General features: G+C 66.3%; 20 protein-coding genes. 8 read left to right on the forward strand and 12 right to left on the reverse strand.

Annotated elements, in window-relative coordinates; genetic code table 11:
* Positions 1-122: 122 nt before the first annotated feature.
* Positions 123-1,139 (reverse strand): polysaccharide pyruvyl transferase family protein, encoded by a 1,017-nt coding sequence (locus IM708_RS07035; protein ID WP_209425636.1) that lies wholly within the window; start codon positions 1,137-1,139, stop codon positions 123-125.
* 134 nt (positions 1,140-1,273) lie between these two features.
* Here IM708_RS07035 and neuC point away from each other — a divergent pair, with 134 nt between their 5' ends.
* Genes neuC through IM708_RS07050 form a run of 3 tightly spaced genes read left to right on the forward strand, consistent with a single transcriptional unit; the run spans position 1,274 to position 4,981 of the window.
* The gene (gene neuC / locus IM708_RS07040) at positions 1,274-2,395 is read left to right on the forward strand and encodes a UDP-N-acetylglucosamine 2-epimerase (protein ID WP_209425637.1); all 1,122 of its coding nucleotides are present in this window, start codon (positions 1,274-1,276) and stop codon (positions 2,393-2,395) included.
* Positions 2,388-3,659 carry a glycosyltransferase N-terminal domain-containing protein gene (locus tag IM708_RS07045; RefSeq protein WP_209425638.1) on the forward strand — a complete coding sequence of 424 codons (1,272 nt, stop codon included), beginning with the start codon at positions 2,388-2,390 and terminating at the stop codon, positions 3,657-3,659. The genes neuC and IM708_RS07045 overlap by 8 nt, the downstream gene beginning before the upstream one ends.
* The gene (locus IM708_RS07050; protein WP_245243054.1) at positions 3,656-4,981 is read left to right on the forward strand and encodes a glycosyltransferase N-terminal domain-containing protein; all 1,326 of its coding nucleotides are present in this window, start codon (positions 3,656-3,658) and stop codon (positions 4,979-4,981) included. The genes IM708_RS07045 and IM708_RS07050 overlap by 4 nt, the downstream gene beginning before the upstream one ends.
* On the opposite strand, the gene IM708_RS07055 is transcribed toward IM708_RS07050, so the two are convergent.
* On the reverse strand, positions 4,968-5,678 hold the full coding sequence (locus IM708_RS07055) for an acylneuraminate cytidylyltransferase family protein (protein ID WP_209425639.1): 711 nt from the start codon (positions 5,676-5,678) through the stop codon (positions 4,968-4,970). The genes IM708_RS07050 and IM708_RS07055 overlap by 14 nt on opposite strands.
* 296 nt (positions 5,679-5,974) lie before the next feature.
* On the opposite strand from IM708_RS07055, the gene IM708_RS07060 reads away from it, so the two are divergent.
* From IM708_RS07060 to IM708_RS07070, 3 genes are read left to right on the forward strand one after another with little or no spacing between them, the layout of a single operon-like run.
* On the forward strand, positions 5,975-6,961 hold the full coding sequence (locus IM708_RS07060; protein WP_209425640.1) for a KpsF/GutQ family sugar-phosphate isomerase: 987 nt from the start codon (positions 5,975-5,977) through the stop codon (positions 6,959-6,961).
* An 8-nt stretch (positions 6,962-6,969) separates the two neighbouring features.
* Positions 6,970-7,797: a 3-deoxy-8-phosphooctulonate synthase gene (gene kdsA, locus IM708_RS07065; protein WP_209425641.1), complete on the forward strand. Its 828-nt coding sequence runs from the start codon at positions 6,970-6,972 to the stop codon at positions 7,795-7,797.
* Positions 7,797-8,600, forward strand: coding sequence for a manno-octulosonate cytidylyltransferase (locus IM708_RS07070; protein ID WP_209425642.1), 804 nt, complete (start codon positions 7,797-7,799; stop codon positions 8,598-8,600). The genes kdsA and IM708_RS07070 overlap by 1 nt, the downstream gene beginning before the upstream one ends.
* A 24-nt stretch (positions 8,601-8,624) precedes the next feature.
* Here the strand turns inward: IM708_RS07070 and IM708_RS07075 are convergent, their stop codons facing one another.
* The 3 genes from IM708_RS07075 to IM708_RS07085 all read right to left on the reverse strand — a co-directional run bounded on the left by IM708_RS07075 (position 8,625) and on the right by IM708_RS07085 (position 10,100).
* On the reverse strand, positions 8,625-8,816 hold the full coding sequence (locus IM708_RS07075) for a DUF3008 family protein (RefSeq protein WP_209425643.1): 192 nt from the start codon (positions 8,814-8,816) through the stop codon (positions 8,625-8,627).
* Between the two features lie 119 nt (positions 8,817-8,935).
* Entirely contained in the window at positions 8,936-9,442 is a 507-nt protein-coding gene (locus IM708_RS07080) for a hypothetical protein (RefSeq protein WP_209425644.1), read from the reverse strand.
* 58 nt (positions 9,443-9,500) lie between these two features.
* Complete coding sequence (locus tag IM708_RS07085) at positions 9,501-10,100, reverse strand: GcrA family cell cycle regulator (RefSeq protein ID WP_209425645.1); 600 nt, start codon at positions 10,098-10,100, stop codon at positions 9,501-9,503.
* A 137-nt stretch (positions 10,101-10,237) separates the two neighbouring features.
* On the opposite strand from IM708_RS07085, the gene IM708_RS07090 reads away from it, so the two are divergent.
* Positions 10,238-11,068: an ABC transporter permease gene (locus tag IM708_RS07090; protein WP_245243055.1), complete on the forward strand. Its 831-nt coding sequence runs from the start codon at positions 10,238-10,240 to the stop codon at positions 11,066-11,068.
* A gap of 131 nt (positions 11,069-11,199) precedes the next feature.
* Positions 11,200-11,622, forward strand: a complete 423-nt coding sequence (locus IM708_RS07095; RefSeq protein ID WP_209425646.1) for a cytochrome C — start codon at positions 11,200-11,202, stop codon at positions 11,620-11,622.
* A 262-nt stretch (positions 11,623-11,884) separates the two neighbouring features.
* Here IM708_RS07095 and IM708_RS07100 read toward each other — a convergent pair whose 3' ends face one another.
* The 7 genes from IM708_RS07100 to IM708_RS07130 form a co-directional block, all read right to left on the reverse strand.
* Entirely contained in the window at positions 11,885-12,331 is a 447-nt protein-coding gene (locus tag IM708_RS07100; protein WP_209425647.1) for an MmcB family DNA repair protein, read from the reverse strand.
* A 337-nt stretch (positions 12,332-12,668) separates the two neighbouring features.
* Positions 12,669-14,156, reverse strand: a complete 1,488-nt coding sequence (glpK, locus tag IM708_RS07105; RefSeq protein ID WP_209425648.1) for a glycerol kinase GlpK — start codon at positions 14,154-14,156, stop codon at positions 12,669-12,671.
* A 142-nt stretch (positions 14,157-14,298) separates the two neighbouring features.
* A complete protein-coding gene (locus IM708_RS07110) occupies positions 14,299-16,011 on the reverse strand; it encodes an ABC transporter substrate-binding protein (RefSeq protein WP_209425649.1) in 1,713 nt (570 codons plus the stop codon).
* An 89-nt stretch (positions 16,012-16,100) separates the two neighbouring features.
* Complete coding sequence (locus tag IM708_RS07115; RefSeq protein ID WP_209425760.1) at positions 16,101-16,373, reverse strand: DUF2160 domain-containing protein; 273 nt, start codon at positions 16,371-16,373, stop codon at positions 16,101-16,103.
* Positions 16,374-16,400: 27 nt separating this feature from the next.
* Positions 16,401-17,255, reverse strand: a complete 855-nt coding sequence (locus IM708_RS07120; protein ID WP_209425650.1) for a carbohydrate ABC transporter permease — start codon at positions 17,253-17,255, stop codon at positions 16,401-16,403.
* Positions 17,255-18,127: a sugar ABC transporter permease gene (locus IM708_RS07125; protein WP_209425651.1), complete on the reverse strand. Its 873-nt coding sequence runs from the start codon at positions 18,125-18,127 to the stop codon at positions 17,255-17,257. Before IM708_RS07125 ends, IM708_RS07120 begins: the two co-directional genes overlap by 1 nt.
* On the reverse strand, positions 18,127-19,233 hold the full coding sequence (locus tag IM708_RS07130) for an ABC transporter ATP-binding protein (protein WP_209425652.1): 1,107 nt from the start codon (positions 19,231-19,233) through the stop codon (positions 18,127-18,129). The genes IM708_RS07125 and IM708_RS07130 overlap by 1 nt, the downstream gene beginning before the upstream one ends.
* Positions 19,234-19,239: the final 6 nt, after the last annotated feature.

The following is a 19,239-nucleotide window of genomic DNA, read 5'->3' on the forward strand; positions in this document are numbered from 1 at the left end:
AGCTAGCGGATCGTGTCGACGAGGCCTGCCCTCCTCGTCAATGAGAAACAATGAGCGCGGCCACGGTTGACCGCAACGTCGGCTCGCGTCGATTTGGGTGGTTCATTGCGTTTTGGGTGGCGTCAGGACGTCAAGGCATCGAACATCCGCGCCGCGCCCTTCCCGGTGCGTTCGATAAATGCCGAGATGTTCGCGCGCTCGGTGTCCGAAAAGGACCAGTCTTCGTTCAGGATACGCTCGGGGGTGAGCGACTCCTGTGCGATGAGCCGACGCGGATCGAGCCGCGCGTCTTCGAAGAGGGCTTCGATCTTCCATGAGTTGGAACTCACCGCAACGAAAGGGGTGGCGGTGACCAGATTGAAGCAGATGCCGTGAAACCGCCCGGTGATCGAGAGGCGGGCGTGGCGCAACCGTTCCAGATACTCCGCTTCGGAGTTCAGGTGGCGTGGACGCGGGAGACCGCGCTGGAGGACCGCGTGACGCAATAAGGCGACATGCCGACGTAGGGTCCGCGATAGAATGTTCCTGTAGGGGTTATGCTCGTGCAAGGCGGTCGTAAGCGGGATCAGTTCCACCGTTTCGGATCGCGCCAGGGTCTGAGCCAGCTTGGCCAGGCGCATGCTCGCCGAACTCCGTACGGAATCGCCGATCATAATCCCCCGTCGCAGTCCGGCTGGTTCAATGGCGCCGGCGCTGGTCGAGAGGTCGCCTAAGTGTTCCACATCGCGTTCGGCTTGCCGAGACATCTCCGTCGCGCTGCGCTTGTCGCGCGCGTAGAGATGTCGGAAGCGTGCCAGCATAGGCGCCCAGCTGTCCGGGTTCTCCTGGTATAGTGCGTTGATCAGGCTCAGTTCCTTGTCACGCGTCACTTCATGGGTCGCCACTTCCATCAACCAGCGCGCCCGCTTGCGCCCGTGGTGCAGCGTGCCTTCGCCATTGATGACGATGGCGTCGCAGTCTGCGAGCAGACGCAGCGCGGCGCTGTCGTTGCGCCAGTCCAGCCGTCCGTCGATCCGGCCTGCGATGACGCCACCGCGGCTGAGCAGCCCTTCTTCGATGATCCGCATGACCCGCGCACAGCCGAAGTGATAACCTTGCAAGTTGGTGTGGTTCATCAGCACGAAATGCTTACCGGCCATGCTCCGATCCCTTCCGATCGCCTGCTCGACCTGCGGCTTATTCGATACGGTTCCAGACGAAAAGCCTCGAGTGTGCTCCGTGGCGCATGGCGTCGAGTGTTGCCCATCCTTCGGAAATCGTGGATGACCGACGCATGGGACGCCATCTCCTTTTCCTGACCGGCACACGCGCCGATTTCGGCAAGCTTGAACCGCTTGCCGCGGCGGCGCGGGATGCGGGGCATTCGGTGACGTTCTTCGTCACCGGGATGCACATGATGGAACGCTACGGGCTGACCAAGCTCGAGGTGCAGCGGATGGCCGGCGTGCGGGTGCACGAGTTTCTCAACCAGCGGCCGGGCGATGGGCAGGACCTGGTGCTGGCGAAGACCGTCGTCGGGCTGTCGGATTTCGTGACCGAGGACCGGCCCGACCTGATCGTGCTGCACGGCGACCGGATCGAGGCGCTGGCCGCGGCGCTGGTGGCCGCGACGAACGGCATCCCTTCGGCGCATGTCGAGGGGGGCGAGGTCTCGGGCACGATCGACGAGATGTTCCGGCACTGCAACACCAAGCTTGCGACGCATCACTTCGTTTCCTCCGAAGCGGCAGCGCGGCGGGTCATGGCGATGGGAGAACCGCGCGCCTCGATCCACGCGATCGGCAGCCCGGAGCTGGATTTCCACGCCGGGTCGTCGGGTGTGACGCTGGATCAGGTCCGCGCGCGCTACGATATCGGTTTTCAGGACTACGGGATCGCGGTCTTTCACCCGGTGACCAGCGAGCAGGCGACGATCGGAGCGCAGGCGCGCGCGCTCTTCGGCGCGCTCGACGCTTCCGGGCGGGCCTTCGTAATCATTGCGCCGAACAACGACCCGGGATCGGAGCAGATCTTCGCCGTCCTCGACGGGTTGCCGAAAGCGCGGTTCCGCGCAATCCCGTCGATGCGGTTCGCGCATTTCTCGGAACTGATGAAGAACGCGGCCTGCATGGTCGGCAATTCCAGCGCCGGCGTGCGCGAGGCGCCGTTTCTGGGCATCCCCTCGCTCGATGTCGGCACGCGGCAGACGAACCGGTCGCAGGCGGGGTCGGTCACCGCCTGCGCGGCCGCCGACACCGCGGCGATCGCGGATTTCCTGGAGCGCGAATGGGGCCGGCGCCACGCCGGCGACAAGGGATTCGGTGAAGGGCGCGCGGCGGATCGTTTCGTGCAGGTGCTGGCCGATCCCGGTTTCTGGTCCCGCGGGCTGCAAAAGGTGTTTCACGACATTGGCTGAGCCCCCGACCGACGCGCGCCGCGGTGCGATGCTGCGCGCCTATCTTCTGGCCAGCCGCGCCATCCCGCTGCTGGCCGCGCCGATGCTGCGGCGGCGGTTGTCGCGCGGGCGCGAGGACCCCGCGCGCTGGCGCGAAAAGCTGGGCGAGGCCGCTTTGCCGCGCCCGTCCGGGCAACTGGTCTGGCTGCACGCCGTCGGGCTGGGCGAGGTTCTGGCGCTTCGCGGGCTGATCCTGGAGATGGCAGAGCGATCGACCGCCACCTCGTTTCTGGTCACGTCGACCGCGCGATCCTCGGCCAAGGTGATCGCGGCCAACCTGCCGCCGCGAACCTGTCACCAGTTCCTGCCGCTGGACGCGCCGCGGTATCTGCAGAGGTTCCTTGACCACTGGCGCCCCGATCTTTCGGTCTGGGCCGAGCAGGAGGTCTGGCCCGGCGCGGTCGCGGCGACGGCCGCGCGGGGGATACCGCTGGCGATGGTCAACGCCCGGATCACCGCGGAAAGTCATGCGAAGCGGACCCGACTGCGCGGGCTGTATGCCGATGTCCTGTCACGTTTCGTTATGGTCACCGCGCAGGATGAGGGGAGCGCGGCGCGGCTGGTCGATCTGGGCGCGCGCGGCGTGCAGGTCACCGGGTCGCTGAAGCTGTCTTCGCCGCCCCTCGCGGCCGATGCCGCGGACCTGGCGCGCCTGCGCGAGGCGGTTGCCGGCCGGCGGGTCTGGGTGGCGGCCTCGACACACCCGGGGGACGAGGCCGAGGCGCTGTCGGCGCAGGCGCGCCTGCGCGCGGCGCTGTTGATCCTGGTGCCGCGCGATGTCGGGCGGGCCGACGGCATCGCGCGGGGGCTGGCGGAAAGAAACCTGACGTATGCGAGGCGCAGCGCGGGCGAGGCGCCGGGCGAGGGCGTGTCGGTGTTTCTGGCGGACAGCTATGGGGAACTCGGGCTCTGGTACAGGTTGGCGGATACGGCGTTGATCGGCGGGTGCTTCGATCGGATCGGCGGACATAACCCCTGGGAGGCCGCAGCGCTCGGTTGCGCGGTTCTGCACGGTCCCGATGTGTCGAACTTTGTCGTCGATTACGCACAGCTTGCAGCAGAGGGCGCGGCAATTCGTCTGGCGCCCGGCGATCTGGCCGCGGCGCTGTCGCGTCCCGACCTGCGCCAGCGCGCCGCGCGCGGCGAGGCGATCGTCAAGCGCGCGCAGGGGTCACTGGCACCGCTGGCCGAGGCGTTGCTAACCTTGGCAAGCGGGCGGGAATGAGCTGGTCCCTGCGCCTGTTCCTTGGGTTCTGGTCCATGCTCTGGACCGTCGGCTTGCCGCTGATCCTGCTCTACCTGTGGCGGCGGGGGCGAAGGGACGCCGCCTACACCGCGCGACTGCGCGAACGCTTCGGCCGCTATCCGCGCGCCATGCCCGATGCGGTCTGGGTGCATGCGGTCAGCCTGGGCGAGATGCGCTCGGCGGTGCCGCTGGTGCGGGCGCTTCTAGCACAGGGTGAACGCGTCGTAACGACCCATTTCACCCCCGCCGGTCGGGCGGAGGCCGAGCGCAGCTTCGCGGACGACATCGCCGCGGGGCGGTTGCAGTCCGTCTGGGTGCCGCTGGAAACGGCCTGGGCCTATGCCGGCTTTCTCCGCGCCTTTCGCCCGGTCTATGGCCTGGTGATGGAGATCGAGATCTGGCCGCGCATGGTGTTCGCCGCCCGCGCCGCCGATGTGCCGTTGTTCATGTGCAACGCGCAGTATCCCCACGACTCGCTCGAACGGGACTCGCGAGGGCTGCGCCTGCGCCAGAAGGTGATGGCCGGCTTTGCCGGCGCGCTGGTCAAGTCCGAGTTGCAGGCCAGCCGCTTCGCCAGCGTCGGCGTGCGCAACATCGCGGTGACGGGCGAGTTGCGCTTCGATCAGCCCGTGCCGCGGGCGCAGGTTGCCGCAGGTCTGGCGGCGCGCGAATGGATCGGGGCCTCCGACCGGCGCGTGATCTGCATCGCCAGCGCCATCGAGGGCGAGGATTCGACCTATCTGCATGCGATCGAGGCCCTGCGCCGGCACCATGCGGCGTCCAGTGCCGAACCCCCGCTCTTCGTCTATGTCCCGCGCCGTCCCGAGAGGTTCGACGAGGTACATGACTTCCTGCATGCCGCCGGGCTGACGATCTTGCGTCGCTCGTCGCTTGGTCCCGCGCTTTCACCCGAGGCCTGGGACCGCGCGCCGAAAACGCCGGACATTTTACTCGGGGACAGCTTGGGCGAGATGTTCTTCTACCTGTCCATGTCGGACGAAGTGGTGGTGGGTGGCGGGTTCGACCCCAAGGGCGCGCATAACATTTCCGAGGCGCTTCTGCTGGGCCGACCGGTCGTGACCGGGCCGCATGTCCACACGATCGAATATCCGTTCGTCGAGGCCGAGGCGGCGGACGTCGCGCATTCCGTCCCCGACGCGGCGTCGCTTGCCCGACACCTTATCGCGGCCCCACGGGCGGAACCCGCCGCCATCGCCGCCTTCGTCGCGGCCCATTCGGATGCGACGCAAAAGACCCTGGCGGCGATCCCCCGGCTTCTGGCGCGGATCAGGCCTTCCTGAGGCCCGCGGCAAGCTGTTCCTTCAGCAGAAACTCGACCAGCCGCAGATCGTGGGGCGAATCGATGTCGTGGCAGCGGTCCGCTGGCAGGACCAGCGGGATCACCCGGCCTTCGTAGATCGTCCTTGCCTGCCGCAGGTAGCTTGGTGCGACGACATAGACGACCCCGACATGTTCGTAGACGACCGGAGCGTCCTGCCGCGCCCAGACCCCCCCGGGCAGCGGCTTCGAGACATGCAGGGCGCCGGTTTCGTCGGGCTCGACCATGTTGAAATAAGGGTTCTTGCGCGCCTCGCAAACGCTCATCACCATGTCCGGCGCCTCCCCCTCGAAAAGATCGAGCGCGGCATTGATGTCTTCGGGAAGGCGAAGCGGCGACGTGCAGTCAAGGTCGAGAAAGGCCGAGACGGGACCTGTCTGCGCCTCGGCCGCGTCCAGGGCATGCTGCCAGACCCCCCATTTCGGCGCCGTGTCGGTGGCAAGCTCTGCGGGCCGCAGCCCGATGTCCAGCGCACCGCGCGCGACGGCATGGTCGTGAATCTGCGGATCGTCGGTGGACACCACCACGGCGTCCACGCGCGGATTCGCGAAAAGCTGATCGAGTGACCAGTCGATCAGCGGCTTGCCGCAGATTGGTCGAAAGTTCTTGCCGGGCACGCCCTTTGATCCCTTTCGCGCACCGATATGTCCGAGGATCATCTGCTTGCCTCCATCGAATTCTCCACGCGCTGTCAGCCGCCACCCTCGGCCTCCACGATGATACCGGGCGCAAACTGGTGAGAGCGCTGCCCGCAACTCGATTGATACGCCACGGACCCTTGGCCAAGCGCGGAACAGGCTCCCCATCGGTGATACCTTCTTGTGGCCGATCCCGCCAGTCTCGGACCGCAGCATCGTCCTGCAAGGGGGCAGGGACTGGCGAAGCGGGGGGAATGACACTATGAGGGTCTCGCTCCGGGGTGTTTCGGGGCGCAGGTTAATCGCGCGGGCGGCTCATGCAGAAAACCCATCAGCCTGAGGATCGGTCGACCAGCCTGACCCATGCCGCCGCTGCCGCGCGCGTTCTGCGGATCGAGGGGCAGGCGCTGCTGACGCTGGCCAATGCGCTGCCCGCGGATTTCGCACGCACGATCGACGCCATCCTGAACATCCGGGGGCGCGCGATCCTCTCCGGCATCGGCAAGTCCGGCCATGTGGCGCGCAAGATCGCGGCGACCTTTGCCTCGACCGGAACCCCCGCGTTCTTCGTCCATCCGGCCGAGGCGAGCCACGGCGACCTGGGCATGGTGACGCCGGACGATATCTGCATCCTTCTGTCGAACAGCGGCGAAACGGTCGAATTGCGCGACATGATCGCCCATTGCGCGCGCTTTTCCATCCCGCTTGTGGGCATGTCGCGCGAGCCGGCCAGCGCCTTGATGCGGGCGTCCGACTACCTACTGACGATCCCCGACCTGCCCGAAGCCTGCTCGATCGGCATGGCGCCGACGACCTCGACCACGCTGATGCTGGGACTGGGCGACGCGCTGGCCATCGCACTGATGGAGGCGCGTCGCTTTCGGCTGGACGAATTTCGCGCCTTTCACCCCGGCGGCAAACTGGGCGCGCAACTGACCACGGTGCGACAGGTGATGCACGGGCCCGAAAAGGTGCCGACCGTCAACGAAGAGACACCGATGGACGAGACGATCCTGGCGATGACCGCCGGCGGGTTCGGCATTGCGGCGGTGACCGATTCGAGCGGCGCACTGGTCGGCGTGGTGACCGACGGCGACCTGCGGCGCAACATGTCCGGCCTTTTGGAGCGGCGGACGGGCGAAGTCTGTACGCGCAACCCGGTGACCATCGAAACCGACACGCTGGCCGCCGAGGCGCTGTCGATGATGAACGAACGAAAGATCGGCGTGCTGATCGTGCTTGGTGGGGATCGGCCGGCGGGCATCCTGCATCTGCATGATCTTCTCCGCGTCGGCGTTGCATGAGGGACCGCATGACTGGCCAGATTGTCCGCATCGGCGAGATCGATATTGGCGCGACGAACCCGATCGCGCTGATCTCCGGCCCCTGCCAGCTGGAAAGCCACGCCCATGCGCGGATGATCTGCGAGGGTCTGCTGGAAGCCTGCGCGTCGACCGGAACGAAACTCGTCTTCAAGGCGAGTTACGACAAGGCGAACCGATCGAGCCTGGGGACAACGCGTGGCTTAGGAATGGAGGAGGGGCTGCAGATCCTGTCCGACATCCGCGCCGAATACGGGGTGCCGGTGCTGACCGATGTGCACGAACCCTGGCATTGCGCCATCGTCGCAAGTGCGGTCGACGTGCTGCAGATCCCGGCGTTCCTGTGTCGGCAGACGGATCTGCTGCTGGCCGCCGGCGAAACCGGCCGGGCGGTGAACATCAAGAAAGGTCAGTTTCTGGCCCCCTGGGACATCAAGAACGTCGCCGACAAGGTCGCCTCGACCGGCAACGACCGGATCCTGCTGTGCGAACGCGGCACTTCCTTCGGCTACAATGCGCTGGTCACGGATTTCCGCGGGCTGCCGATCATGGCAGAGACCGGCTGGCCCGTGGTTTTCGATGCGACGCATTCGGTGCAGCAGCCGGGCGGGCTGGGTGGCCGCTCGGGCGGGCAGCGGCAGTTCGCCCCGGTGCTTGCGCGCGCCGCCTGCGCGGTCGGCGTCGCGGCGCTTTTCATCGAGGCGCATCAGGATCCGGACAATGCCCCCAGCGACGGCCCGAACATGATCCCGCTGGATCAGATGGCAGAACTGATCGGGCAACTGCGCGCGTTCGACGCGCTGGCGAAGGGCCTCTGATGGAAGCCTGCATCGTCATTCCGGCGCGCTATACCAGTACCCGCTATCCGGGCAAGCCGCTCGCCACCCTGCGCGGCGCAGGCGGTGAGGCCCGCACGCTGCTGGAGCGCAGTGTCACGGCGGCGCGGGCCGCGGCGGACGGCAGGATACCCGTTTTCGTGGCCACCGACGACGATCGCATAGCGGCCGAGGCGCGCCGGATCGGTGCCGAAGTCATCATGACCTCGTCCGACTGCCGCAACGGCACGGAACGCGTCGCCGAGGCCGTCGACACCGCCGACATCGAGGCCGAGATCGTGATCAATCTGCAGGGTGACGCCCCGCTGACCCCGCCACATTTCGTGGCTGCGCTGATCGAGGCGATGCGCGCCGACCCGGGCTGCGGGATGGCGACACCCTGCCTGCGTTGCGATGCCGAGACCGTGCGCAACCTGCTGGCGGACCGACAGGCAGGACGGGTAGGCGCCACAACGGTCGTCTTCGACCGAGTGGGCCGTGCGCTCTATTTCTCGAAGGAGGTGATCCCCTTTACCAACGGGCAGGGCATCGTCAACGGGATCGTGCCGGTCTTTCACCATGTCGGGGTCTATGCCTACCGCCGCGAAAGCTTGGCCGCCTATGCCGGATGGACACCCGGCCCGCTGGAAGAACTGGAAGGGCTGGAGCAGTTGCGCTTTCTCGAGAACGGCCACCCGATCCGCATGGTGCAGGTCGAAGCCCCCGGCGCGGTTTTCTGGGAACTGAACAACCCTTCGGACGTGCCGCTGATCGAATCCTATCTGCAACGCATGGGCTGGGACTAGACGTCGCCGGTCTCTTACGGTCGGTCAGTCATCGCCTTCGACCTTCTCGGGCAGTCCGTCATGCGAGGTGCTGGCGAAATCCTCGAGTTCGTCCTCGCTCATCGTTTCGTACATTTCCTTCGACGCCCCCTGCAGCTCCGAAACCGGCGTCTCGCCTCGCTTGGCGGAAAGGGCGGCGCCGGCGGCGCGTTGCTGGGCTTTCGATTTTGCGGGCATGCGGGCTCTCCCTCTCTGAGCGCTACACGGAACAAGCGGCGCGACAAGGGGGATCCTGCCACGACATAGAGGTCATTTTCCAGAGAGAGCGCTTCAGCGTGGCGGAAACCGGCGCGTGCTCAGGCCACTTCGAGCAGGCGAAAATCCAGCGGCGGGTAAAGGCCCGAAAGTTCGCTTAGGATCAATTCCCCACGCGGCAGCGGCTTGGTCAGAGCAAAGATCGAGCCTCGATAGCCGTAGCCGACGAGGGTATCGGCGAGTTCGACAAGATCCCACTTCGCAGCGATCAGCGGCGCGACAACGACATCGGGGCGGACGGTCTGTATCATGCCGGCCGACAGCAACCGACGATGCGTGATGACCACGGTCTGCACGCCGGGACGCGGCAACAGAAACGACATGGCTTCCTGCGCTTCGATTAGCAGGACCGATCCCGCTTCGGCCAGCTCTTCCCGGCAATCAAGCCGTCGCGGCGATAGCGCGGCCTGACGATTCGTTGACTGCATTCTGTCGCTCCAACCCACACCCGGGATCCATAGCTGAATTTGTGTTAACACGAGATTAATGCTGGGCGAAACCACGTCCACGTCAACCGCCGGATTTGCCGCGCAGATGCGCGGGATCATGCCAGAACGTCTGGCGTCCGGTAGCCTGGCAATCGCGGGTCCTAGCGCCCCTTTCCGATCAGCGGCGCCGATCCCGCCGGCTCTGCATGGGTTGGAAGGCGACGCCGACATGCGCTTCGCAATAGGGCTTCCCGGCCACCACCGGAAGGCCGCAGAACCAGAACTCCGGGGTTGCCGGATCGCCGATCGGCCACTTGCAGGTCCGTTCGGTCAGCTCCATCAACTTCAGCTTGCGCGCGGTCTTCTCGACCTCGCGCACATTGGCCAGCGCCTCCGGGCTGATCTCGTTGGCCGAGGGTTGTGGGGGCAGGGGCTGGCCCGCGGGCACGATGGGACGGCGCCCCGGCATCTGCACGACATTCTCGATCGGCGCCGGTTCGACCGGCTCCTTGACGGCGGAGGTCGGCGCGGCCGGGACAACCGGCTCCTCGCTGCGCGGCTCGGGCGCGGCTTCGGCGGGCGCGGCGGTGGTGGCGGGTTCCGGCGTGGCGGCGGTGGGGCTTTCGCCGCCGTTGCGGCTGGACAGGCCCAGGCGATGCACCTTGCCGATCACCGCGTTGCGCGTGACCGATCCAAGTTCCTTGGCGATCTGCGAGGCCGACTTGCCCTCGGTCCACATCTTCTTGAGGAGTTCGACGCGTTCTTCGGTCCAGGACATTCTTTCGGCTCCGGAAGGCGGCATCCACGCCCGATGGCGCGCGCCGCGGTCTTGACTTTCACCCAGTCTTTCGGCGACGGGCTGTCTTACATGGTGCGACGCATACACGCAAGTCGCCCGGGACGAAGGATTTGCAAATGCAATCGGGCGCAGGCGAAATGACGGCAAGCGGCAAACGGGGCATGGGCGAGCGGCGCTTCGGCCGCGTCAACTGGCTGGGCATGCAGACGCTGGCCCTGCGCGAAACGCGGCGCTTCCTTGCGGTCTGGACGCAGACGCTGGCTGCGCCGCTGGTGACGGCGGGGTTGTTCCTGGCGATCTTCACGCTGGCGATCGGCCCGTCACGCGGGCCGGTGATGGGGGTGGCGTTCACTCACTTCCTGGCGCCCGGCATTCTGATGATGACGGTGATCCAGAACGCCTTTGCCAATACCTCCTCGTCGATCGTGATCGCGAAGGTGCAGGGCAACATCGTCGACACGCTGATGCCGCCGCTCTCGGCCGGCGAACTGGTCGCGGGGTTCCTGGCCGGGGCGGCGGCGCGGGGGCTGATCGTGGCGACGTTGCTGGTGGTGGCACTCTGGCCGGCGCTTGGCATGGTGCCGGCGAACCCGGTGTGGTTGCTGCTGATCGTGCTGGTCGGCGCCTGCATGCTGGGGGCGATGGGGATCGTCGCGGGGATCCTGTCCAACAAGTTCGACCAGATCGCGGCGATCACCAACTTCATCGTCACGCCGCTCGCGTTTCTGTCGGGCACCTTCTATACGCTGGAGGCGCTGCCGGGTTGGATGCAGGCGGTCAGTCATGCCAATCCGGTCTTCTACCTGATCGACGGCGCGCGCTACGGCTATCTGGGACGGTCCGACAGCGACCCGGTACTGGGGTTGACCATCGTCGTCCTTACGACGGCGGTGCTGGCGCTACTGTCCTGGTGGTGGTTTCGCACGGGCTACCGACTGAAACCCTGAAAAAGCCGCGGACAATCGCGCTTCATACCTGCGTTTGCGACAGCGTGACGCTGGGGCGTGGCTTGCATGGAACCGCTGGTTGTGTCACCACATTTTCAACGGGCTATGCGCCAGACAGAGTGAGGACCGTCATGTTCAGGAAAACCGCCCTATTCGCCGCGTCCGCTGCCGCGATGACCTTCACCGGTTGGGCCGCGCAGGCGGGCGATCCTGCGGCAGGTGAAGCGCAGTGGCGGCAGTGCCGGTCGTGCCACATGATCACCGCGCCCGACGGCGAGGTTATCCAGCGCGGTGGCCGCGTCGGCCCCAACCTTCATGGGGTGATCGGGCAGCGGGCGGGGAGCGTCGATGGGTTCCGCTACAGCGAGGAACTGGCCGCGGCGGGCAACAGCGGGCTTGTCTGGGACGAGGCGAGCTTCGTCGCCTACGTGGAGGATCCGACCGGGTTCATCCGTCAGCAGAGCGGGAACGACCGCGCGCGGTCGCCGATGAATTTCCAGATGCGCTCGGGCGCCGAGGACATGTACGCCTACCTCGCCACCTTCTCGAACTGATCCGGGGCGGCGTCTGCTGGGCGTTTCGAAGGGTGGAATCGGCAGGAATTTGTGAAGTGTCCAAATTTGGACACTTTGCCAAGTTACTGTTATAAATGATACTTTTCTCTGCCGTTAACCACAGCGAAACCTTTGAGCCAGGGTGCGAAAAGGCTGCCTGCTCGCGTGCCCTCACGCACCTTGGGCCAAGGTGCCCAAGGACCTTTCCGGTGTCTCGCGCACGGTTCAGATCCACTGGAACGGCCTTGCGGCTTCACGGGCCTCAGGCGCGGGGATCGCGCAGGAAGTGGTGGCGATAGGCGGCCATGCGCGCGAATCTCAGCGTCAGGGCGCGGCGGCGGGCGGGCGCGAGCCGCATGGGGGGCGAGGGGCGAACGATCTCGGCGTCGAAATCATCGGCCAGGATCAGGCCGCTTTCGTCCGGCAGCACCTGGGTCGGAAAGTCCGCGCCGACCGCCCAGAAGAAGCGGTCGCACCACGGCAGGTAGCCCTGCCATTTCCGGTCGGCGCGGTAATCGGACAGGCAGGATTTGCACTCCACGATCCAGATCTCTCCGCCTGGGCCCAGGGCCATGACGTCGACGCGCAGGCCGGGTTCGGGTGTCACCTCCTCCAGCGCGGCGAAGTCGAGGGCGCGCAGCGCCCGGCAGACGCCCCGGGCCAGGCGTTGGCCGGGGTTCGGCAGGATCGGTTCGACTGATCTTTCCATCGCGCAAGCCGCCCAGAGTCGCCCGTCTCTATCAAGAGACGCGGAGCGCAGGCAACGCCCGATCCCCACCGCGTACGCGTACGCGAGAGAGTCGAGCGAGGTGGGGACCGCCAAGAACCCCACCCCGCCCGGTCCGGGTGCGCCTGGCGCGGGTGCGATACAGGATCGACCCTGCCTTTCGCGCGGCCCGGACGCTCACTGCTACGATGCGCCGCGTTATACCGTCGTTATGCGCAAGCATATTCGGTTGCGCTTCGGGTCGTCCCGCAGGTTCAGAAGTCGCTGGGCAGGGGGGTGGCGCCTGTCGCGCGCGCACACGCCCGGTTTTGCGCCGGTGTCAGATCGTCAGCACGGCCTCTACGGCGCGGCGCCAGCGGGCGTAGCGCGTGTTGCGGGCCTTGTCGTCCATTGCCGGGGTGAACTGACGCTCGATCGACCATTGTGCGGCGAATTCCTCCTGCGCGGGGTAGAGGCCCGCGCGCATGCCGGCCAGCCACGCCGCCCCCAGCGCCGTGGTTTCCAGAACCTGCGGCCGGTCGACCGGCGCACCCAGGATGTCCGACAGGAACTGCATGGCGTAGTCGCTGGCCGCCATGCCGCCATCGACGCGCAGGCTGGGCTGCGCGCCTTCGCGTTTCCAGTCGGCCTGCATCGCCTCCAGCAGATCGCGGGTCTGGTAGCCGACGCTTTCCAGCGCCGCGCGGGCAAACTCGGCCGGGCCGGAATTGCGCGTCAGCCCGAAGACCGCGCCGCGCGCCGTGGGGTTCCAGTAGGGCGCGCCGAGGCCGACGAAGGCGGGCACCAGCACCAGGTCCTGCGCCGGATCGGCGGATTCGGCCAGCGCCTGCGTCTCGGGCGCGGCGCGGATCACCTTCAGCCCGTCGCGCAGCCACTGGACCACCGCGCCGGCGATGAAGATCGACCCTTCGAGCGCGTAGGTCGGCCGGCCGTCCAGTTGGTAGGCGATGGTGGTGAGCAGCTTGTTGGTCGAGGTGACCGGCGTCTCGCCGGTGTTGAGGACGGCAAAGCAGCCGGTGCCATAGGTCGATTTCACCATGCCGGGGGTGAAGCAGGCTTGGCCCAGCGTCGCCGCCTGCTGGTCGCCCGCCACGCCCAGGATCGGGATTTCCCGCCCGAAAAGGTCGGCGCGCGTCGTGCCGAAATCGGCGGCGCAGTCGCGCACCTCGGGCAGCAGTTCCATCGGGATGTCGAGCAGGTCGCAGATCGTGCGGCTCCAGCGGCCCTTGTGGATGTCATAGAGCATCGTGCGGGCGGCGTTGGTGGCGTCGGTCGCGTGGACCGCGCCGCCGGTAAGGTTCCAGATCAGCCAGGTATCGACGGTGCCGAAAGCCAGCTCGCCTTTGCGGGCGCGGTCGCGCGCGCCGTCGATCTTGTCGAGGATCCATTTCAGCTTCGTGCCAGAAAAATAGGGATCGACCAGCAGCCCGGTGCGTTCGGTGATCAGCTTCTCGTGCCCCTCGGCGCGCAGGCTTGCGCAGAAATCGGCGGTGCGGCGGTCCTGCCAGACGATGGCGTTGTGCAGGGGCTTGCCGGTCTTGCGATCCCAGACCAGCGTCGTCTCGCGCTGGTTGGTGATGCCGATGGCGGCGATGTCGGTCGTACGCAGCGCGGCCTTCTCGATCGCGGCGCGGGCGGTCGCGGCCGTGGTCGACCACAGGTCGGCGGGCGTGTGTTCGACCCAGCCGGAGTCGGGATAGTGCTGGGTGAATTCCTCCTGCGCGGCAGCGGCGATCCGCATTTGCGCATCGAAGACGATGGCACGGCTGGAGGTGGTGCCCTGATCGAGTGCCAGCACATGTGTCATCGCGGTTCCCCCTGTCCGGTCCGGATTGCATTGCCGAAGTTGTCTTCAGTCGAGTTGAACGCAGGATGCGGGGCGGCGCAAGCACCGCCCCGCATCGGTTTCGGGCCGGGACCGATGGATCCATCGGTCCCGGCGTTGGGTATCAATCCGTCCAGCGGCGGATCAGCTCGTCATAGGCGATGGTCTGCGGCTCGCCGCGTTCGTCCTCCAGCTGCGGCCAGGGGGCGCCGGGCTGGTCGAGCCAGTATTGCGCGTCCTGGGGTTCGTTCAGGCGGGGGCCGATATCGCCCTGAACGCCCGACCGCTCCAGCCGCGCCATGACCGCTTCCTGCTGATCGCAGAGCGCGTCAAGGGCCTCTTGCGCGGTGCGCGCACCCGAGGAGGCATCGCCGATGTTCTGCCACCAGAGCTGCGCCAGACGCGGATAGTCCGGCACGTTGAAGCCGGTGTCGGTCCACTTCTCACGCTCGGGCGAGCGGTAGAACTCCACCAGGCCGCCAAGGCGCGGCGCGCGTTCGGTGAAGCTGTCGTGGTTGATCGTCGACTCACGGATGAAGGTCAGCCCGTAGTGGGACTTCGCCACATCGACCGTTTTCGAGGCGATGAACTGCGCATAGAGCCAGGCGGCCTGGGCGCGATCCACCGGCGTCGACTGCATCAACGTGGCCGAACCCACGTCCTGGTAGCCGACTTTCATCCCCTCCTGCCAGTAGACACCCGAGGGCGAGGGGGCCATGCGCCACTTCGGCGTGCCGTCCTCGTTCACCACGGGCAGGCCGTCGGCGACCATGTCGGCGGTGAAGGCCGTGTACCAGAAGATCTGCTGCGCGATGTTGCCCTGCGCCGGGACCGGCCCGGATTCAGAGAAGTTCATGCCGGCGGCGGCCGGCGGCGCGTAGTTGTTGAGCCAGTCGACGTATTTCTCGATCGAATAGACCGCCGCGGGGCTGTTGGTGGCCCCGCCGCGCGCCATGCACGACCCCACGGGACGGAAGTCCTCGTCCACGCGGATGCCCCATTCATCCACCGGCACGCCGTTGGGCAGGCCGAGGTCCGAGGCGCCGGCCATCGATAGCCAGGCATCGGTGAAGCGCCAGCCGAGCGAGGGATCGCGGCGGCCGTAGTCCATGTGGCCATAGACGGTCTGGCCGTCGATCTCGCGCCCGGTGAAGAAGGCGGCAATGTCCTCGTAGGCGGCCCAGTTCACCGGAACGCCCAGCGGATAGCCGTATTCGGATTCGAATTCGGCTTGCAGGTCGGGGTCGTCGAACCAGTCGGCGCGGAACCAATAGAGGTTGGCGAACTGCTGGACGGGCAACTGATAAAGCTTGCCGTCCGGCCCGGTGGCCGAGTCGAGGCCGATGAAGTCGTCGAGATCGAGGTTCGGGTTGGTGACCTCGGCGCCATCGCCCTCCATCCAGTCGGTCAGGTTGCGCACCTGCTGGTAGCGCCAGTGCGTGCCGATCAGGTCGGCATCGTTGATGTACATGTCGAAGACGTTCTCGCCGGTCTGCATCTGGGTCTGCAGCCGTTCGACCACGTCGCCTTCGCTGATCAGCGTGTGGGTGACGTTGATCCCGGTGATCGCCGTGAAGGCGGGCGCCAGGACGCGCGATTCCCACTCGTGCGTGGTGATCGTTTCCGACACCACGTTGATCGACATGCCGCGGTAGGGTTCGGCCGTGTCGATGAACCACCGCATCTCGGATTCCTGTTCCTCGCGGGTCAGGGCCGACATGTCGTTGACATGTTCATCGAGGAACGCGCGCGCGGCGTCCATGTCGGCGAATGCCGGCACCCCCGTGACCGTCAGCGCCAGAGCCAGCGCGGTTGAGCTTTTCAATAGTCGGTTCATGTAATTTCCTCCCATGGATAGAACCGTTTCAGTTCTGCGTGTCCGCGCGTCGGGTTTTTCCCGGCGTCCGGACCCGCGCATCTGCGCCTTCAGACCCAGCGGAAGACCGCTGCGGCGTAGATCGCGCAAATTCCGAGTGCCCACCATTGCGGCAGGTCCGTCAGCCCCAGCCAGGCGGCGTTGACGAAGGCCGAGCCGAGCAGCGTGATGAAGAGCCGATCGCCGCGCGTCGTCTCGATCATCAGCACCCCGCGCCGGGGCGTTTCCGGGTAGCGGATGCCGAGGATGGTGAAGAGGATCAGCAGGCTGGCGATCACCGCGAAGAAGATCGCGGTCGGTACGGTCCAGGCCATCCATTCCAGGTTCATTGCGTCCCTCCCTGATCGATCTCAGACGCGGCCCAGGGCGAAGCCCTTGGCGATGTAGTTGCGGACGAAGTAGATCACCAGCGCGCCGGGGATGATGGTCAGCACCCCCGCCGCCGCCAGCACCCCCCAGTCCAGCCCCGAGGCCGAGACCGTGCGCGTCATGATCGAGGCGATGGGTTGCGCGTTCACCGCCGTCAGCGTGCGCGACAGCAAAAGCTCGACCCAGGAGAACATGAAGCAGAAGAAGGCCGCGACCCCGATCCCGCTGGCGATCAGCGGCATAAAGATCTTGACGAAGAAATGCGGGAAGGAATAGCCGTCGATATAGGCGGTCTCGTCGATTTCCTTCGGCACGCCGCGCATGAAACCCTCCAGGATCCAGACCGCCAGCGGCACGTTGAAAAGCGTATGCGCCAGCGCCACCGCCAGATGCGTGTCGAACAGCCCGACCGAGGAATAGAGCTGGAAGAAGGGCAGGGCGAAGACCGCGGGCGGCGCCATGCGGTTGGTCAGAAGCCAGAAGAACAGGTGCTTGTCGCCCAGGAACCGGTAGCGGCTGAAGGCATAGGCCGCGGGCAGCGCGACGGCGAGCGACAGCAGCGTGTTGATCACCACATAGGTGATCGAGTTGACGTAACCCATGTACCAGGACGCGTCGGTGAGGATAACGCGGTAGTTGTCCAGCGTCGGGTTCTGCGGCCAGAGGGTGAAGACCCCGGTGATCTCTCGGTTGGTCTGCAGGCTCATCTTCACCAGCCAGTAGATCGGCACCAGCATGAAGATCAGGTAGAGCACCATCACCAGCGTACCAAGGCGCACCTTGGGCAGGCTGAAGGTCCGGGCGGCGGGGCGGAGGGTTTCGCTTGTCGTCGCCATCACTTGACCTCCACCCGGTCGAGGTTGGTCATCACGGTATAGAACACCCAGCTGACCAGCAGGATCACCAGGAAGTACATGATCGAGAAGGCCGCCGCGGGGCCGAGGTCGAACTGCCCCAGCGCCATCTTCACCAAGTCGATCGACAGGAAGCTGGTGGCGCTGCCCGGACCGCCGCCGGTGACGACGAAGGGTTCGGTGTAGATCATGAAACTGTCCATGAAGCGCAGTAGGATGGCGATCAGCAGCACGCCGCGCATCTTCGGCAGTTCGATGTAGCGAAAGACCTTCCAGCGGCTGGCCTGGTCGATCTTGGCGGCCTGGTAATAGGCCTGGGGGATCGACTGCAGCCCGGCATAGGCCAGCAGCGCCACCAGCGACGTCCAGTGCCAGACATCCATGGTCACCACGATGATCCAGGCGTGAACCGGGTTGCGCGAATAGTTCCAATCGACCCCAAGGCCGGCCAGCGTGTGGCCCAGAAGGCCGATGTCGGTGCGCCCCAGGATCTGCCAGATGGTGCCGACCACGTTCCACGGGATCAGCAGCGGCAGCGCCATCAGCACCAGACAAACCGACGCCCAGAAACCGCGCTTGGGCATGCAGAGCGCGATGGCGATGCCCAGCGGGATCTGGATCGCCAGGATGAGGCCCGAGAAGGCCAGCTGCCGCCCGAGTGCGCCGTGGATGCGGCTGGAGGTCAGCACCTCCTTGAACCAGCCCAGCCCCTCCCAGAAGAAGACGTTGTTGCCGAACGTGTCCTGCACCGAATAGTTGACCACCGTCATCAGCGGGATCACCGCCGAGAAGGCGACCAGAACCAGCACCGGCAGGACCAGGAACCAGGCCTTGTTGTTCTGAACCTTGTCCATCAGACGGCCTCTTTCTGAGAGGTTACGACGCTGTGCTGCGGGGTCACGCGCCAGTCGTCCACGTAGACGCCGACCCGCGCGGGATCGAACTTCAGCCGGTGGGCATCGGCCGGAATGGGCGTCTCCTCGGGCAGGATCGCGTTGATCGGCTGGCCGGCGAATTCGGCGCGCAGGATCTGGTGGCGTCCCACGTCCTCGATCCGGCGGATGGTGACGGGCAGGCCTTCGTCCCCGGTGGCGAGCGAGACGAACTCTGGCCGCACGCCGATCTGGACGCGGCCGGAAAGTGGCGCGTACCGGGCGCCAAGCGGGACCGCGTGACCCGCGCAGGTCGCCATGTCGCCCGATACCTCGGCCTCGAGCAGGTTCATGCCGGGCGAGCCGATGAAATAGCCGACGAAGGTGTGCTCCGGCCGCTCGAACAGTTCGGTCGGCGTGCCCAGTTGCACGACGCGGCCGTCGTGCATCACCACCACCCGGTCGGCGAAGGTCAGCGCCTCGGTCTGGTCGTGGGTGACGTAGATCATCGTATGGCCGAATTCGTTGTGCAGCGCCTTGAGCTGGGTGCGCAACTCCCACTTCATGTGCGGGTCGATGACGGTCAGGGGTTCGTCGAACAGGATCGCGTTCACGTCCTCGCGCACCATGCCGCGGCCCAGGCTGATCTTCTGCTTGGCGTCTGCCGTCAGGCCGCTGGCCTTTCGCCGCAGCACGTCCTCCATGCCGATCATTTCGGCGATCTTCTGGACGCGCTGCGCCACGTAGGTCGCGTCCATGCCGCGGTTGCGCAGCGGGAAGGCCAGGTTGTCGTGGACGGTCATCGTGTCGTAGACGACCGGAAACTGGAACACCTGCGCGATGTTGCGGCCGACCGTGTCCTTCTGGGTCACGTCCTCGTCGCCGAAGAGGATGCGCCCGCGCGAGGGCTTCAACAGGCCCGAGATGATGTTCAGCAGCGTCGTCTTTCCGCAACCCGAGGCGCCGAGCAGCGCGTAGGCCTCGCCATCGTTCCAGACATGGTCAAGCTGCTTGAGCGCGTAATCCTCTTCGCCCTGCGGTCTGGGCAGGTAGGAATGCGCGAGGTTTTCAAGCGTGATCCGGGCCATATCCCC

Source organism: Pararhodobacter sp. SW119, from assembly GCF_017811755.1.
In the GTDB taxonomy this organism is placed as follows: domain Bacteria; phylum Pseudomonadota; class Alphaproteobacteria; order Rhodobacterales; family Rhodobacteraceae; genus Pararhodobacter.